This window comes from Tenacibaculum pacificus (genome assembly GCF_027941775.1).
Classification (GTDB): Bacteria; Bacteroidota; Bacteroidia; order Flavobacteriales; family Flavobacteriaceae; genus Polaribacter; species Polaribacter pacificus_A.
Window position 1 is genome coordinate 251,040 of record NZ_CP115917.1, and the last position, 18,621, is coordinate 269,660.

Annotated in this window: 5 protein-coding genes, 2 tRNA genes and 5 rRNA genes; 9 read left to right on the top strand and 3 right to left on the bottom strand. The window is 36.8% G+C overall.

Going from position 1 to position 18,621, the window contains the following annotated elements:
• Nucleotides 1-180 precede the first annotated feature (180 nt).
• The 8 genes from PG913_RS01080 (at nucleotide 181) to PG913_RS01115 (ending at nucleotide 11,054) form a co-directional block, all read left to right on the top strand.
• A 23S ribosomal RNA gene (locus PG913_RS01080) occupies nucleotides 181-3,056 on the top strand.
• Nucleotides 3,057-3,161: 105 nt separating this feature from the next.
• Nucleotides 3,162-3,270 (top strand): 5S ribosomal RNA (gene rrf, locus PG913_RS01085).
• A gap of 1,141 nt (nucleotides 3,271-4,411) precedes the next feature.
• Nucleotides 4,412-5,929: ribosomal RNA gene (locus tag PG913_RS01090) — 16S ribosomal RNA — on the top strand.
• An 81-nt stretch (nucleotides 5,930-6,010) separates the two neighbouring features.
• Nucleotides 6,011-6,084, top strand: a tRNA-Ile gene (locus tag PG913_RS01095).
• Between the two features lie 86 nt (nucleotides 6,085-6,170).
• Nucleotides 6,171-6,244: transfer RNA gene (locus PG913_RS01100), tRNA-Ala, on the top strand.
• 199 nt (nucleotides 6,245-6,443) lie between these two features.
• Nucleotides 6,444-9,319 (top strand): 23S ribosomal RNA (locus PG913_RS01105).
• Between the two features lie 105 nt (nucleotides 9,320-9,424).
• A 5S ribosomal RNA gene (rrf, locus tag PG913_RS01110) occupies nucleotides 9,425-9,533 on the top strand.
• The 16S, 23S and 5S rRNA genes sit together here with 2 tRNA genes alongside, the layout of an rRNA operon.
• Before the next feature lie 573 nt (nucleotides 9,534-10,106).
• The gene (locus PG913_RS01115; RefSeq protein WP_271231243.1) at nucleotides 10,107-11,054 is read left to right on the top strand and encodes a WGR domain-containing protein; all 948 of its coding nucleotides are present in this window, start codon (nucleotides 10,107-10,109) and stop codon (nucleotides 11,052-11,054) included.
• A gap of 159 nt (nucleotides 11,055-11,213) precedes the next feature.
• Here PG913_RS01115 and PG913_RS01120 read toward each other — a convergent pair whose 3' ends face one another.
• From PG913_RS01120 to PG913_RS01130, 3 genes are all read right to left on the bottom strand, one after another.
• Nucleotides 11,214-12,413 carry a hypothetical protein gene (locus PG913_RS01120; RefSeq protein ID WP_271231244.1) on the bottom strand — a complete coding sequence of 400 codons (1,200 nt, stop codon included), beginning with the start codon at nucleotides 12,411-12,413 and terminating at the stop codon, nucleotides 11,214-11,216.
• A 294-nt stretch (nucleotides 12,414-12,707) separates the two neighbouring features.
• Nucleotides 12,708-15,296 (bottom strand): TonB-dependent receptor, encoded by a 2,589-nt coding sequence (locus PG913_RS01125; protein WP_271231245.1) that lies wholly within the window; start codon nucleotides 15,294-15,296, stop codon nucleotides 12,708-12,710.
• A 208-nt stretch (nucleotides 15,297-15,504) separates the two neighbouring features.
• A complete protein-coding gene (locus PG913_RS01130; protein WP_271231246.1) occupies nucleotides 15,505-17,835 on the bottom strand; it encodes a TonB-dependent receptor in 2,331 nt (776 codons plus the stop codon).
• 129 nt (nucleotides 17,836-17,964) lie between these two features.
• Between PG913_RS01130 and PG913_RS01135 the strand changes: the two genes are divergently transcribed.
• Nucleotides 17,965-18,621, top strand: coding sequence for a metal-dependent transcriptional regulator (locus tag PG913_RS01135; protein WP_271231247.1), 657 nt, complete (start codon nucleotides 17,965-17,967; stop codon nucleotides 18,619-18,621).

Below are 18,621 nucleotides of genomic sequence, written 5' to 3' on the forward strand. Positions count from 1 at the left end.
ACAAAAAGTTTAAATACTTGTCAGTGGCGACTCGCCACAAGTTCATTGACATATTGGTAAAATGATATCGTAAAGAAATCAAGATAGAGAAGTTAATCTTCGGATTAACAACAATATTTTTATAAAAATAAATAATTATAAAGAGCTCGTTCTAAACATTTATGTTTAGAGCAAAAAGTACAATAAGCTAAATAAGGGCGTATGGCGGATGCCTAGGCTTTCAGAGGCGATGAAGGACGCGATAAGCTGCGATAAGCTACGGGGAGGGGCACATACCTTATAATCCGTAGATTTCCGAATGGGGCAACCCGGTATGTTGAAGACATATCACCCGCAAGGGGGCAAACCCGGTGAACTGAAACATCTAAGTAACCGGAGGAAGAGAAAACAATAGTGATTCCGTTAGTAGTGGCGAGCGAACGCGGATTAGCCCAAACCAATACTGTTACGGCAGTGTTGGGGTTGTAGGGCTGCGACATTAGAATCTAAGAGAACTAGAATTGTCTGGAAAGACAAACCAAAGATAGTGATAGTCTAGTATAGGTAATCGAAGAAGATATAGCAGTACCCTGAGTAGTGCGGGACACGAGTAATCCTGTATGAATCCACCGGGACCATCCGGTAAGGCTAAATACTCCTGAAAGACCGATAGTGAACTAGTACCGTGAGGGAAAGGTGAAAAGAACCCTAAGTAAGGGAGTGAAATAGAACCTGAAACCGTACGCCTACAAGCGGTCGGAGCACATTAACTGTGTGACGGCGTGCCTTTTGCATAATGAGCCTACGAGTTACTGTTACTAGCAAGGTTAAGGATTTAAGGTCCGGAGCCGAAGCGAAAGCGAGTCTGAATAGGGCGACCATAGTTAGTAGTAGTAGACGCGAAACCGAGTGATCTACCCATGGGCAGGTTGAAGCTGTAGTAACATACAGTGGAGGACCGAACCAGTTGACGTTGAAAAGTCTTTGGATGACCTGTGGGTAGGGGTGAAAGGCCAATCAAACTCGGAAATAGCTCGTACTCCCCGAAATGCATTTAGGTGCAGCGTTGAGCGAAAGTTTTATAGAGGTAGAGCTACTGATTGGATGCGGGGGCTTCACCGCCTACCAATTCCTGACAAACTCCGAATGCTATAAAATGTTACTCAGCAGTGAGGGCATGGGTGCTAAGGTCCATGTCCGAGAGGGAAAGAACCCAGACCATCAGCTAAGGTCCCCAAATATATGTTAAGTTGAACTAACGAGGTGAAACTGCTTAGACAGCTAGGATGTTGGCTTGGAAGCAGCCATTCATTTAAAGAGTGCGTAACAGCTCACTAGTCGAGCGGTTTTGTATGGATAATAATCGGGCATAAACATATTACCGAAGCTATGGATTTATACACAGTATAAGTGGTAGGGGAGCATTCTATTTGCGCCGAAGGTGTCCTGTAAGGAATGCTGGAGCGAATAGAAAAGAAAATGTAGGCATAAGTAACGATAAAGGGGGCGAGAAACCCCCTCACCGAAAGACTAAGGTTTCCTCAGCGATGCTAATCAGCTGAGGGTTAGTCGGGTCCTAAGGCGAATCCGAAGGGAGTAGTCGATGGATAACAGGTTAATATTCCTGTACTTCTTATAATTGCGATGGGGTGACGGAGTAATGAAAGCACCGCGAACTGACGGAATAGTTCGTTGAAACATGTAGCTATTGGAACTGTAGGCAAATCCGCAGATCTAGGTGAAATGTGATAGTACAACAAATCTTCGGATGCGTTGATAGTGTGCCTAAAGGCTTCCAAGAAAAACCTCTAAGCTTCAGATTATAAGAACCCGTACCGTAAACCGACACAGGTAGTTGGGATGAGAATTCTAAGGTGCTCGAGTGATTCACGGCTAAGGAACTAGGCAAAATCGACCCGTAACTTCGGGAGAAGGGTCGCCCATCTTCGGATGGGCCGCAGTGAAAAGGTCCAGGCGACTGTTTATCAAAAACACAGGGCTTTGCTAAATTGAAAGATGATGTATAAGGCCTGACACCTGCCCGGTGCTGGAAGGTTAAGTGGAGTTGTTAGCTTCGGCGAGGCAATGAAATGAAGCCCCAGTAAACGGCGGCCGTAACTATAACGGTCCTAAGGTAGCGAAATTCCTTGTCGGGTAAGTTCCGACCTGCACGAATGGTGCAACGATCTGGACACTGTCTCAGCCATGAGCTCGGTGAAATTGTAGTATCGGTGAAGATGCCGATTACCCGCAGCGGGACGAAAAGACCCCGTGAACCTTTACTATAGCTTCGTATTGGTTTTGGATAAGTAATGTGTAGGATAGGTGGGAGACTATGAAGCGGCGTCGCTAGGCGTTGTGGAGTTACCCTTGAAATACCACCCTTTGCTTATCTAGAATCTAACTCAGCAATGAGAACAGTGCGTGGTGGGTAGTTTGACTGGGGTGGTCGCCTCCAAAAGAGTAACGGAGGCTTCTAAAGGTTCCCTCAGCACGTTTGGTAACCGTGCGTAGAGTGCAATGGCATAAGGGAGCTTGACTGAGAGACATACAGGTCGATCAGGTACGAAAGTAGAGCATAGTGATCCGGTGGTTCCGCATGGAAGGGCCATCGCTCAAAGGATAAAAGGTACTCCGGGGATAACAGGCTGATCTCCCCCAAGAGCTCACATCGACGGGGGGGTTTGGCACCTCGATGTCGGCTCGTCACATCCTGGGGCTGGAGAAGGTCCCAAGGGTTGGGCTGTTCGCCCATTAAAGTGGCACGCGAGCTGGGTTCAGAACGTCGTGAGACAGTTCGGTCTCTATCTGCTGTGGGCGTTAGAAATTTGAGTGGATTTGACTTTAGTACGAGAGGACCGAGTTGAACTAACCTCTGGTGTATCTGTTGTTCCGCCAGGAGCATTGCAGAGTAGCTACGTTGGGAAGGGATAAGCGCTGAAAGCATATAAGCGCGAAACCCACCACAAGATGAGATTTCTTTAAAGGGTCGTGGAAGATTACCACGTTGATAGGATACAGGTGTAAAGGCAGTAATGTCATAGCCGAGTATTACTAATAACCCATAGGCTTATGTAGAAGTCTTGCGCTCGAAAGGGCGCAAGCACCAACTCTTTTGATTATTTACGATATAATTTTTACCAATATGTTAACTTATACAGTTGAAATATACTGAAACGATTTAAGGTGATTATCGCAATGGGGCTCACCTCTTTCCATCCCGAACAGAGAAGTTAAGCCCATTTGCGCCGATGGTACTGCCAATGGTGGGAGAGTAGGTCGTTGCCTTTCTTTTAAACCTCAATCTATAAAGATTGAGGTTTTTTTTTGCGCTAAATTGAAATGATTAAAGTCCTTTTTTAATATCTAAACGTTCTGTTGAATTTATTTTAGCATTGTATAAATCTAAGAACTACGGTAAATCAGGATGTGAAACTGAAATAAAATCCCTTTGACAGATTCGGTTTTATAAAATGTTTTCAAATTTTAATAAGCTCTAAAAGTTATTAAACCTAGCCTTCATAGATTTTAAAAACCTGTGAGGACTTCTTATATAAGTAAGAAATTTTAAATCAGAAGAAAATAACCAGGATAGAGAAAGGTAAAATGTTAGATAAATCTCATCAAAAAGGATTTTTTTACGTTTAAAATAAGATAAATGAGAAGCAATTTCCCGCTTTCCGCACTCGCTTTTTTTGTTTTTTAAAAGAAAAAAACAAAAAAGAGCTCAAACAATTACTTCAATCGGGGCTAGGCATCTGTACAAAACTATTATAATTCCTTATTTTATTGATTATTTAGAGTTTTTTAAAAACAAGATTCCCGTCACGCTGAATTTATTTCAGCATCGCATAAAGCGAAGAACTACGGCAAATCAGGATTTCAAAAAAAAAATAAACCAGCTGTAAACCGAATAAAACAGTTGTTTTAAATTCAAATAATTAAAAAGAACAAAAAAATATTTAAATTAAGGTATTGAAAAACAATTAATTAAAAAATACTTTGAAAATAAATAAAAAAACATGCTTGCTGTTCCAACAAAAGGGCGTAAATTTGCAACCGCTAACGGAAAAACGCAAGTTTAAAAGTTAACAAGGTTCATTAAAATATCGTTAAGTATCACATTAATAAAATGTAAAAAATAAGTTAAGTTTAGTTTGTTTGTAACAAATAAAAGGATGTATATTTGCAACCGCTTTCAGAAAGCGTAACGATTAAAGAAATTTGGAAATGACAATAATATGTCAGTTAGTTCGATTCTAACGTTTCTACAAAAAATGATAAGATTATTCTTATCTCTGGTTTTTTTTAAAAAGAAAACTAGGTTCATTGAAAATATTGAAATTGACAGCGTAAATAAGAGTAGAATAACCACAACTTCTAACGAAGTTAAATTCTTTTGAAACTTATTCATTAATATTATTTAAAATATACAATGAAGAGTTTGATCCTGGCTCAGGATGAACGCTAGCGGCAGGCTTAACACATGCAAGTCGAGGGGTAACAGGTAGCTTGCTATGCTGACGACCGGCGAACGGGTGCGTAACGCGTATAGAATCTGCCTTGTACAGGAGGATAGCCTTTAGAAATGAAGATTAACACTCCATAATGTGTAGAAGAGGCATCTCTTTTGCATTAAACATTTATGGGTACAAGATGACTATGCGTCCTATTAGCTAGATGGTAAGGTAATGGCTTACCATGGCAACGATAGGTAGGGGGTCTGAGAGGATTATCCCCCACACTGGTACTGAGACACGGACCAGACTCCTACGGGAGGCAGCAGTGAGGAATATTGGTCAATGGAGGCAACTCTGAACCAGCCGTACCGCGTGCAGGATGACTGCCCTATGGGTTGTAAACTGCTTTTATACAGGAAGAAACCGATCTACGTGTAGATCCTTGACGGTACTGTAAGAATAAGGACCGGCTAACTCCGTGCCAGCAGCCGCGGTAATACGGAGGGTCCGAGCGTTATCCGGAATCATTGGGTTTAAAGGGTCCGCAGGCGGTCAATTAAGTCAGAGGTGAAATCCCATCGCTCAACGATGGAACTGCCTTTGATACTGATTGACTTGAGTTATATGGAAGTAGATAGAATAAGTAGTGTAGCGGTGAAATGCATAGATATTACTTAGAATACCGATTGCGAAGGCAGTCTACTACGTATATACTGACGCTGAGGGACGAAAGCGTGGGGAGCGAACAGGATTAGATACCCTGGTAGTCCACGCCGTAAACGATGGATACTAGTTGTTGGACTTCGGTTCAGTGACTAAGCGAAAGTGATAAGTATCCCACCTGGGGAGTACGGTCGCAAGACTGAAACTCAAAGGAATTGACGGGGGCCCGCACAAGCGGTGGAGCACGTGGTTTAATTCGATGATACGCGAGGAACCTTACCAGGGCTTAAATGTGGTCTGACAGCTTTAGAGATAGAGTTTTCTTCGGACAGATCACAAGGTGCTGCATGGTTGTCGTCAGCTCGTGCCGTGAGGTGTCAGGTTAAGTCCTATAACGAGCGCAACCCCTATTTTTAGTTGCTAACAGGTTAAGCTGAGGACTCTAGAGAGACTGCCGGTGCAAACCGTGAGGAAGGTGGGGATGACGTCAAATCATCACGGCCCTTACGTCCTGGGCTACACACGTGCTACAATGGTATGGACAATGAGCAGCCACTGGGCGACCAGGAGCGAATCTATAAACCATATCACAGTTCGGATCGGAGTCTGCAACTCGACTCCGTGAAGCTGGAATCGCTAGTAATCGGATATCAGCCATGATCCGGTGAATACGTTCCCGGGCCTTGTACACACCGCCCGTCAAGCCATGGAAGCTGGGGGTGCCTGAAGTTCGTTACCGCAAGGAGCGACCTAGGGTAAAACTGGTAACTAGGGCTAAGTCGTAACAAGGTAGCCGTACCGGAAGGTGCGGCTGGAACACCTCCTTTCTAGAGAAAGATGGTGAGTTACAAAAGGGAAGTTTTACTCTTTGCTGTTAATTTTAAAAAACACTAATAACAAGCTATTATAGTCTCATAGCTCAGCTGGTTAGAGCGCTACACTGATAATGTAGAGGTCGGCAGTTCGAGTCTGCCTGAGACTACAAAAAGCAAGTTGTTAGAAAGGAAATTCTGGAAACTAGAGGGTTCTAAATTCGTAATTCTGAATTCATAATTCTGAATTTCAAATGGGGGATTAGCTCAGTTGGCTAGAGCGCTTGCCTTGCACGCAAGAGGTCATCGGTTCGACTCCGATATTCTCCACAACGGCATAAAGTTGTTCACAAAAAGTTTAAATACTTGTCCGTGGCGACTCGCCACAAGTTCATTGACATATTGGTAAAATGATATCGTAAAGAAATCAAGATAGAGAAGTTAATCTTCGGATTAACAACAATATTTTTATAAAAATAAATAATTATAAAGAGCTCGTTCTAAACATTTATGTTTAGAGCAAAAAGTACAATAAGCTAAATAAGGGCGTATGGCGGATGCCTAGGCTTTCAGAGGCGATGAAGGACGCGATAAGCTGCGATAAGCTACGGGGAGGGGCACATACCTTATAATCCGTAGATTTCCGAATGGGGCAACCCGGTATGTTGAAGACATATCACCCGCAAGGGGGCAAACCCGGTGAACTGAAACATCTAAGTAACCGGAGGAAGAGAAAACAATAGTGATTCCGTTAGTAGTGGCGAGCGAACGCGGATTAGCCCAAACCAATACTGTTACGGCAGTGTTGGGGTTGTAGGGCTGCGACATTAGAATCTAAGAGAACTAGAATTGTCTGGAAAGACAAACCAAAGATAGTGATAGTCTAGTATAGGTAATCGAAGAAGATATAGCAGTACCCTGAGTAGTGCGGGACACGAGTAATCCTGTATGAATCCACCGGGACCATCCGGTAAGGCTAAATACTCCTGAAAGACCGATAGTGAACTAGTACCGTGAGGGAAAGGTGAAAAGAACCCTAAGTAAGGGAGTGAAATAGAACCTGAAACCGTACGCCTACAAGCGGTCGGAGCACATTAACTGTGTGACGGCGTGCCTTTTGCATAATGAGCCTACGAGTTACTGTTACTAGCAAGGTTAAGGATTTAAGGTCCGGAGCCGAAGCGAAAGCGAGTCTGAATAGGGCGACCATAGTTAGTAGTAGTAGACGCGAAACCGAGTGATCTACCCATGGGCAGGTTGAAGCTGTAGTAACATACAGTGGAGGACCGAACCAGTTGACGTTGAAAAGTCTTTGGATGACCTGTGGGTAGGGGTGAAAGGCCAATCAAACTCGGAAATAGCTCGTACTCCCCGAAATGCATTTAGGTGCAGCGTTGAGCGAAAGTTTTATAGAGGTAGAGCTACTGATTGGATGCGGGGGCTTCACCGCCTACCAATTCCTGACAAACTCCGAATGCTATAAAATGTTACTCAGCAGTGAGGGCATGGGTGCTAAGGTCCATGTCCGAGAGGGAAAGAACCCAGACCATCAGCTAAGGTCCCCAAATATATGTTAAGTTGAACTAACGAGGTGAAACTGCTTAGACAGCTAGGATGTTGGCTTGGAAGCAGCCATTCATTTAAAGAGTGCGTAACAGCTCACTAGTCGAGCGGTTTTGCATGGATAATAATCGGGCATAAACATATTACCGAAGCTATGGATTTATACTTTGTATAAGTGGTAGGGGAGCATTCTATTTGCGCCGAAGGTGTTCTGTAAGGGATGCTGGAGCGGATAGAAAAGAAAATGTAGGCATAAGTAACGATAAAGGGGGCGAGAAACCCCCTCACCGAAAGACTAAGGTTTCCTCAGCGATGCTAATCAGCTGAGGGTTAGTCGGGTCCTAAGGCGAATCCGAAGGGAGTAGTCGATGGATAACAGGTTAATATTCCTGTACTTCTTATAATTGCGATGGGGTGACGGAGTAATGAAAGCACCGCGAACTGACGGAATAGTTCGTTGAAACATGTAGCTATTAGAACAGTAGGCAAATCCGCTGATCTAGGTGAAATGTGATAGTACAACAAATCTTCGGATGCGTTGATAGTGTGCCTAAAGGCTTCCAAGAAAAACCTCTAAGCTTCAGATTATGAGAACCCGTACCGTAAACCGACACAGGTAGTTGGGATGAGAATTCTAAGGTGCTCGAGTGATTCATGGCTAAGGAACTAGGCAAAATCGACCCGTAACTTCGGGAGAAGGGTCGCCCATCTTCGGATGGGCCGCAGTGAAAAGGTCCAGGCGACTGTTTATCAAAAACACAGGGCTTTGCTAAATTGAAAGATGATGTATAAGGCCTGACACCTGCCCGGTGCTGGAAGGTTAAGTGGAGTTGTTAGCTTCGGCGAGGCAATGAAATGAAGCCCCAGTAAACGGCGGCCGTAACTATAACGGTCCTAAGGTAGCGAAATTCCTTGTCGGGTAAGTTCCGACCTGCACGAATGGTGCAACGATCTGGACACTGTCTCAGCCATGAGCTCGGTGAAATTGTAGTATCGGTGAAGATGCCGATTACCCGCAGCGGGACGAAAAGACCCCGTGAACCTTTACTATAGCTTCGTATTGGTTTTGGATAAGTAATGTGTAGGATAGGTGGGAGACTATGAAGCGGCGTCGCTAGGCGTTGTGGAGTTACCCTTGAAATACCACCCTTTGCTTATCTAGAATCTAACTCAGCAATGAGAACAGTGCGTGGTGGGTAGTTTGACTGGGGTGGTCGCCTCCAAAAGAGTAACGGAGGCTTCTAAAGGTTCCCTCAGCACGTTTGGTAACCGTGCGTAGAGTGCAATGGCATAAGGGAGCTTGACTGAGAGACATACAGGTCGATCAGGTACGAAAGTAGAGCATAGTGATCCGGTGGTTCCGCATGGAAGGGCCATCGCTCAAAGGATAAAAGGTACTCCGGGGATAACAGGCTGATCTCCCCCAAGAGCTCACATCGACGGGGGGGTTTGGCACCTCGATGTCGGCTCGTCACATCCTGGGGCTGGAGAAGGTCCCAAGGGTTGGGCTGTTCGCCCATTAAAGTGGCACGCGAGCTGGGTTCAGAACGTCGTGAGACAGTTCGGTCTCTATCTGCTGTGGGCGTTAGAAATTTGAGTGGATTTGACTTTAGTACGAGAGGACCGAGTTGAACTAACCTCTGGTGTATCTGTTGTTCCGCCAGGAGCATTGCAGAGTAGCTACGTTGGGAAGGGATAAGCGCTGAAAGCATATAAGCGCGAAACCCACCACAAGATGAGATTTCTTTAAAGGGTCGTGGAAGATTACCACGTTGATAGGATACAGGTGTAAAGGCAGTAATGTCATAGCCGAGTATTACTAATAACCCATAGGCTTATGTAGAAGTCTTGCGCTCGAAAGGGCGCAAGCACCAACTCTTTTGATTATTTACGATATAATTTTTACCAATATGTTAACTTATACAGTTGAAATATACTGAAACGATTTAAGGTGATTATCGCAATGGGGCTCACCTCTTTCCATCCCGAACAGAGAAGTTAAGCCCATTTGCGCCGATGGTACTGCCAATGGTGGGAGAGTAGGTCGTTGCCTTTCTTTTAAAACCTCAATCTATAAAGATTGAGGTTTTTTTTTGTCCTAAACTGAAATAAAATTCCTTTGACGGATTCGGTTTTTTTAGTTATAAAACTTTCTTAAATTAAATTTATACAAGCTCTAAAAGTAAATTATACCTCACAAGTTTTTAAAACCTGTGAGGTATTTTTATATAAGTAAGAATTTTTAAAAATATTATGAATTTTTAGCCCCGATTGAAGCATTTGTTTGAGCTCTTTTTTTGATTTTTCTTCAAAAAAAAGCGAGTGCGGAAAGCGGGAATAGCTTCTAATAATAATTTTTTCAATGTTTTTAGAGGGTTTTATTCTATCATTATTAAACAAATAAAAAGCTCTTTATAAAATTTAACCTTTCATTTATAGATGCTATTAGCAAGAATTATCTTTTCTATCGTCTAGACTTTAAAGTTATTTTATATATTGCTTAGCTTTCGTTAAATTAATTTAATAGCTATGTTTTGATTTAGAATCAGAAAAAGGCTTTAAGTATTTAATGTTATCTAGAATTGTAGTCTGTTCTGAATGAAAGCATATATAACTAAACAAAAAAATAATGCCCAAAAAAACATTTCAAAAACCAAGAGATTATATAAATAGAACTAAGGAAGAATTAGCAGAAAAAGTACTAATTGATCCTTATAATGTTTTTTATGAATGCGAGATTCGCATTGGCAAAATTAATGAACAAGATTTAGAGTTAGTTAAAATTAGCATATCTTCTTTAGAAACTATTTTGGATGATATTGATGAACACAATTGTGTCAATCTATTGGCAGAATTAGGGAAATTATACTCAGAAGACGAATTGGATTTGTTATTAAAAGAAAGAAAATTCGAATTAAATAAAGCTTTAGGTAATTTTGTAACCGGTATGGTTAGTATAAAAACAAACCCAAAAGCACGTGTTTTAATTAAAGGTAAAGACTTTGGAGTAACTCCTTTGACAAAAATAGTATTACCAGTAGGTAATGTGCTTTTAGAATTTGAATGCACAGTAACAGGAGAATGTTATTCTAAAAAAATAGCTATAGAAAAAAATGTTATTACACTCATCAACACAACAAATAATGAACAACAAAAAGCAAAAGATCTTATAAAAGAGTTCAATAAAGAAATTGAAAAACAAGCCATATTTTATATTCCAAGTTATATTTCTTTTATTGATATGATGTACGATTGTGAATGGGACTCAGAACTTAGTCTTGAAAAAATGCTTGAACAAGGACGACTTCTTTCAGAAGAAAGAAAAAAATTAGGTATCAGGCGTTTTGTGCAGAGAAAAAAAGGTTTTTCAGATGGCTATTATCATGTAAAGTTTTGGGAAATACTCAATACAGGATTAGAAATAAAAACTGAATACGGAAGCGTAGATACAAGCTCACCAAGAAAGAACACAAAAATCCATATAAATAAATCAGCAGCAGAAAAAGACTTTGAGAAAAAAATAAAAGCAAAACTTAAAAATGGCTATCAAGAAGAAACTTCTAAAAATGTTAACTGACAGTTTAAAATGTAAGAATATTTAGCATCAGAGATCCATTAATATCATAAAAAAACTAGAGAAGCCTAAGAGGTAATGTTAAAGTTATAAAACGGTAAAATATAGCACAAAAAAACCGAGCATATAGCTCGGTTTTTAATTATTAAAAAAATATAAAAATTATTTTGTTAAACTATAGTTAGTCCAAGCAAATTTAGTAAAGTTAGCTCCTCTACCAGCTTTAACAGTTAAAGCATCTCCGTTAGCAGTAATAGCCTCTGCATCTTCAGTAACAGTTCCTGTGATAGTTCCTCCTTCTTTGTTATCACCAACAGCTCCCATTTTGTAAGCTCCTGTAATATTTAAGGTTCCATTACCTTTGTCATCTTTAGTATCAATTAAGTTACCAAAAGAAGCATCACCATAAGCTGCAAATAATGCATTCTCAATTGTAGCTGTAGTTCCTCTTCTGATTTCAGCACCTGATTTAAGAGGTGTGTTTTTTGATAAGTTTAAAACAGTTACATTCTTGATAGTAGGAGAAGATATAGGAGTAGCAGTAGCATCTGAACCATTACTATCACCTTCAATACCTCTTGGGTCTTCAGTAGCTTCATTAAAATTACTTTCTCTAAGACCAAACATATTATCCATAGTACCAGTATACCCACCAGTAAAATCAAACATATCATCTTTAATGTTAACACACATAACGTTAGTAACATTTACAGTACCTCCAAATAATTCAATACCGTCATCAGCACCATTAGAGATAAATAAGTTATTAATAGTAGTTTCAGAACCTACAGAATATAAAGATACACCATTAAATTCTTGATCTCCATTAATTTTTGCACCAGTATACTCAGCTTTAACATATGTTAAAGTTCCTGAATTGTCATTGTCTTCAGTACCACCATATTTTAAACCAGCAACTTCTGTTTCAGCTTCATCACCTTTATTTGTTCTTGCTTTACCAGCAATTACAATACCACCCCAGTCACCAGCTCTAGGTGAAGTAGCATCAGATGTAAATACAATAGGCTTAGCAGCAGTTCCATTAGCATTTAATTTAGCTCCTCTTTCAACAGCAACATAAACATCAGTATTACCTGATTTACAAAGAATTTTTGTTCCTGCTTCTATTGTTAAAACTTTTCCTTCTTTTACTCTTAAAGAACTAGATAATAAATATTCAACTCCTGATTTTAAGGTTATATCAGCGTTAATGTTACCTTTTAAATCTTTAGGATCAAAATCTTCTTGACTATTGATTTCTAAGTCAAATCCAGTTGGAGTTGGAGTTGGATTATCATCTGAACATCCAACCATTATAGATGCAGAAACTGCTAAGATTGATAAAAATTTAATTGTCTTCATTTTTTTCTTTTTTAATTATTTAATTGAGTTGCAAATATTAGTTTGTTTATTTAATAAAACTTTACTTTAGTTTTATCAAAAGGTTAATAAAATTACAATTTATAAGTAACTCCTAACGATAAGTTTACACCGTTTTTAAATGATTTAGTTGTAAAGTCAAAAGGTGTACTTATAGTTTTAGAACTATCATTAGGGTCTTTAGTTATTAAGTTATTACCTATGTCTCTATAACGTTCAATACTTGAATTTGATAAATTTTTAGCACTAAATTTAACTCCTATTTTTTTAGAAAATTCAATGTTTTAAAACAAAGTCTAACCTAGGAAGAGATTTTTCAATGATAGCTTCTAAAAAGTTAGCTCCTACTGAGTATACTTTTTCATTTTGATAATTAAAAACTAAAGAGGCAATAGTTTGTTTATCATCTTTTTTATAGTTGTATGATACATCAGTATTTAAGATAATAGGTGCAGCACCTGCTAATTGTTCTTCTTTTTTTGTAGGGCTAAAATTAGATTTTTTAGTTAAAGTTTGGTTTGTATACATATAACTAGCATTAAATCCTAATTTAATCATTTGAGTAAATTCATCTTCATCTTTAGCTAAATTGAATAAATTTTTCTTAAGCTCAACTTCAAGACCTAAAACATCTGCATCTCCAGTATTCTGATATGTGAAATTATTATCAGAAGCAGCATTTTGTTCAATTCTACTGATAGCATTTTTAATACGTTTTCCAAAAATAGTTGCTGAAATCAATTCATCTCTAGAAGGGTAAAGTTCCCATTTTAAATCAATATTAATATTTTCAGAAGGTTTTAAATCTGGGTTTCCGATTTCAAGATAATCAGCTCCTTCATAAGGAAACGGTGCTATTTCTTTAAATTGAGGAAAAGTATATGTTTGACTTCCTGCAAGACGAATAACATTATTATCAGTAATATTGTATTTTAAATTGAAAGTAGGTAATAAATAATTTTCTTTTTTAGAAATAAAGTTATTTTCTACATCTTTATCTTGAGGTGTTTTCCATCTAACATCCATTTGTAATCTCTCAAATCTAGCTCCTGCATTAATAAAAAATTTATCAGTAATTTGATAATCTAAAGAAGCATATCCAGCATGAGTTGTTTTATCTCCAGTATAATACATAGGAGTTATAGCATCTGAACCAAAACCATAGTGTGTTTTAAGACGAAAAACATCATTATCTAATGCTTCTTGATTTAATGCAGCACTTAAATCATTAATGTTAGCTATATTATTTTGGTTATTGATATCATAATCAAAATAATATTGATTCATAATTCTATCTGTATTTCTAAATAAATACCCGATATTTAATTTAATTTTATTATCTTCTTTTCCTCCAAAATACTTTGTCAAATCAACTTTAGCTGTTAGATCATTTTCTTTTAAATTATGATAATATCTACTATTATTTCTTGGTGTTCCCGAAGCAAAGAAATAATCGCTTTCGTTTTCGTTACGTCTTAAAAGATTCTTTTTTCTATTAGGTTCGTCATTATGAACCGAATTATATGAAAAACCAGTATTAACATCAATACTTTCACTTAATTTATGGTTACTTAATAATTGATTAACAAATAATTTATTTTGGTTTTGTGTTTGAAGAATTAAACGAGCAACTTCACCTTCATCAGCAACATCAGGTTTAGTACCTGTATAGTCTTGAATGTTTTGTGAATTAGAATGAATAAAAAGAGTATTGTAAGATACTTTATGTTTTGAGTTTATTCTATAAGCAAAATTACCCATAGCTAATTTTGATGTCTCATATTTATACTCTTTAGCAGAGGTATAGCTACTTCCTTTAGAACCATCATTTCTTTGATAGTTAATAGAGATACCATCTCTAATTAAATAGTCGTTGTTAAAAGACCCTACTAAAAACATAGTTAAAGAAGATTCTTCATTTATATCAAATCTTCGTCCCCCAGAAAGAGATAGATTAGTTGTCGTTGCGGCACGATCATTTTTAGGTGTAAAGTTATCTGTAAAAGGTAACTTATTTAAACTATTAACATTATGGTTAGTATTCTTAGCAGAACCTATCCAGTTAGCTCCATCAATAGTTTTAAAGCTTTTTCCAGTCGTTTGACTGTTAACACCACTAGAGAATCCAATCGTCATAACTTTTCTACCGTTATGTTCTTTTGTAGATATATCAACATTTGCACCAGCTAAATCACTTGTTAAGTTAGCTGAAAATGTTTTACTTATTCCTACATTTTGGATGATACCTGTAGGGAATAACTCAAGAGATATGTTTTTATAACTAGGGTCATTAGAAGGTAATGGTAATCCGTTTAAGGTTGTACTATTATATCTGTCACCTAAACCTCTAACAAAAATTTTATTAGAACCTTGTTGCTTAGATATTCCAGCAACTTTCGTAGTAGCAGCTGCTGCATCACTTACTCCTTTTTTAGAAAGCTCTAGAGCTCCAATACTTTCAACAATTACAGTTGCTTTCTTTTGTTGTAAAAGTAAAGCACTTTCTTTTTCTCTACTAACAGTTGCTTTAATTACAACTTCATCTAAAGAAAGACCTTGATTAGGACCTAATTCTTGGTTAATAATTAAAGGTTGACTTGCTTTTACTACAATAGCTTTTTCTACCGTCTGATATCCAACAAAACTAAATACTATTGTTTGGTTACCTACAGGAACACTTAAGGTATATTTACCATCCATATCTGTTGTTCCCCCGATAGTTGTTCCTTTTATAAAAACATTTGCAAAAGGTAATACTTCTCCATTCATCTCTTTATCAGTTATTTTACCTGATATTGTTCCTTTATCTTGTGAGTACACAAAGCTACAAAGGGTTAAAAGAGTAATTACAATTAATTTTTTCATTCTATCTTTACTTAGGTTCTTAAAATACACTGCAAATCTGATGTAATGTTGTAAAGCTAGTGTTACGTAAATATTATGGTTATCTTATTAGAATGTTTATTTAATATTAAGCACTGCTTATTTATGTTACTGTAATGTTAAGTATTTACCAAGAAAACAGTAAACCTGACTATAGGTTTACTGTTTTAACACTAATGTTGTAAATTATTTAGTTAAATATTTTGAAACCTAAAGTATAGGTTCTTGGTGCTGCAGGACCATAAATGAAATTACTATCACGCTCTTTACCTATATCAAATGATGTTTGATAGGCATCAAAAATATTCTTAATACCAGCAAAAATTTCAATATTTGTCTTTAGTTTTTCTAATTGAAGTACATAACTCGTTTTAATCCCTACATTAAAAAATGTTGGAGATTTAAAATACTCATCATCACTTAAATTATCTGTAGAAGCTAAATGTAATACATCCATTTTACCAGTATAAACTAAATTTAAAGCTGTTTTAAATTTTTGATTAGGAGTATAAGTAGCAGTTGCATATCCGTAAGTAGTAGGTGTTCTTAAAAATTCTTTTTTAGTGTCAAGAGTATCAGAGTTTTTTACAGCAGTATTATATTTGCTTGATTGATAGGTAACTCCTGCATCAAACTGAATAATTCCATCGTAATTTAAACGACCTTCTAAAGTAATTCCGTTTACAACAGCACCGTCACCATTTCTTTTTTCGAAAATTTCGCCATATTTATCTTCTCCAATTCCTTCTAAATAAAAAGCATCATTTAATTCGGTATAAAAACTTTCTAGGGTAAATCCATAAATATAATGTTCGGTTGGTTTATCATAATTAAAAGATACGGTATAACTATTAGAACGTTCTCTTTTTAAATCATCAGCAAGTTGAACTCTTGAAATTCCACCACCAGCAAAAGCCATGTGTAAATCGGTATCAAAAGCTTGAGGCGCTCTAAAACCTGTTCCCCAAGTGGCACGTAATTGTCCATTTTCAAAAGGTTTGAATAGTAAAGAAACACGAGGGCTTGCTACATTATTGATAATAAATTTTCTGTTTCCATCTTTTTTTAAGGCATCTAATTTATGATGATCATAACGAATACCTGTTAATAAATTCCATTTATCGTTAATTTCCCAATCACTTTGAAAGAAGAAACCATAATTTTGAGTAATTTGATCAACTACATATTTATATGCTGAAATTTCATCAAAAACATCATCTTGTACAAATTCAGAACCAATAGTTAATACATTATTTCCTTTTAAGAAATCTTCTAGTTTATGATTAAATTGAAGCCCTCCTTGAAAAGTAGTCGTTTCAGAATTTCCGTATGGTGGATTTGCCAAATGTTCCGTATCTGCGGCATCCTTAGTTCCTGGACGGATTCCTGTATAATGATCTCTTCCTGTATATTGAGAAGCAAAATAGGTAATTAATGAACTTTTATCTTCATTAAAATTAATTTGATAATCGATATTTGCTACATAAACATCGTGGGTTCTTTCTTCGGATTGTAAGGCAAAATGAGGGGCATTTTCAATCATTTCACCACCATAACGATATTCGTTCATTTTACTGAAATTAATTTCAATTTTCTGATTATCCGTAGGTAAGAAAAATAAATTAGCACCAAACGAGTTATTTTTTAATTCAGGAAGTTCTGAATAATTATCACCATTATGATCGTAAACTTCACGAGTTCTATTATTGATGAAAAAAGAAATTCCTGCATTTTTATCTTCATTTACAACCGTTGCATTTCCTGCAATTATATGATCAGAAGCTCCTTTAAAATTTTGATATGTATATCCAATACTATAATTATCTTTTTTAGGAATATTTGTAATCACATTTACAGTACCACCAATAGCACTTGAGCCGTACAATGCAGAGCCACCACCACGAACTACTTCAATTCTATCAATCATATTGGTAGGAATTTGCTCCAAACCATACAAACCTGTTAGCGGACTAAAAATCGGACGACCATTAATTAATATTTGCGAATATCCTCCAGATAAACCGTTCATTCGTAATTGAGTATAATTACAAGTTTGGCAATCAGTTTCAACACGTAAACCTGTCTGGAATTTTAATCCTTCTGATAAATTACAGGCTTGTACATCGGCTAAAGTTTGGCTGTTAATTACGTTAACAATCACAGGATTTTTAGTACTTCGTCTGTCGGTTCGTGTTCCTGTTACCGTAATTTGATCTAATAATTCGGCATGCTCAATTAGGGAGAAATTAATAGTATTTACTTTTTCTTTTGATATATTTATTCTTTTTTGAGAAGATATAAACCCGATAGAAGAAGTAATTAACGTAACTTTTTTCTTATTTATATTTTCTAAAATAAAAGCTCCATTTTCATCAGCTGTTACTCCAATATTGGTGTTTTTAACTAAGATATTAGCAAACGGTAGTATTACTCCTTTAGAAGTGGTTACTTTTCCTGTAATAGTTTGTGCTTTACTAAAAGTTGCGATTAGTAAAAATGTAACTAAAATTATTTTTTTCATGATTTATTGATATTATTTTTAGTGTTGTCTTTTTTAAATTTATGCAAATGTAAAACAATTTTTTAGTCTTGTCTAAAAATTATTTTATATAAATGAAAATACATATATTTGTATCATCAAAAAAAGAATATGTTTAGTCAATCAGAAGAAAACTATATTAAAACAATTTATCATTTAGGATTATTATCTGATAAAGGAATTTCGACAAATGCTATTGCAAATATGTTAGCGACTAAAGCTTCTTCGGTAACAGATATGATTAAAAAATTATCAGATAAAGAAGTTGTTATCTATAAAAAATATCAAGGAGTTACTTTAACTGATTTTGGTAAAAAAACAGCAGTAAATATTATTAGAAAACATCGTTTATGGGAAGTTTTTTTAGTTGAAAAACTTAATTTTTCTTGGGATGAGGTACATGATGTTGCTGAACAATTGGAGCATATAAAATCGCCAAAATTAATTGATGAATTAGATTTGTTCTTAGGATATCCTAAAACAGACCCACACGGTGACCCTATTCCTGATAAAGAAGGAAATTTACCACAGATTCAAAAAAGTTTATTATCTACATTAGAAAAAAATCAAAAAGGACTTTGTGTTGGTGTTAATGATACTTCTTCTGAGTTTTTACGCTTTTTAGATAAACAAGAAATTGCATTAGGACAACATATAGAAGTGTTAGATAAAGAACCTTTTGATGATTCTTTTTTAGTAATGATAAATGATAAAAAAATGACCATTTCAAATAAAGTTGCCAATAATATTTATATCCAAAAAAATTAA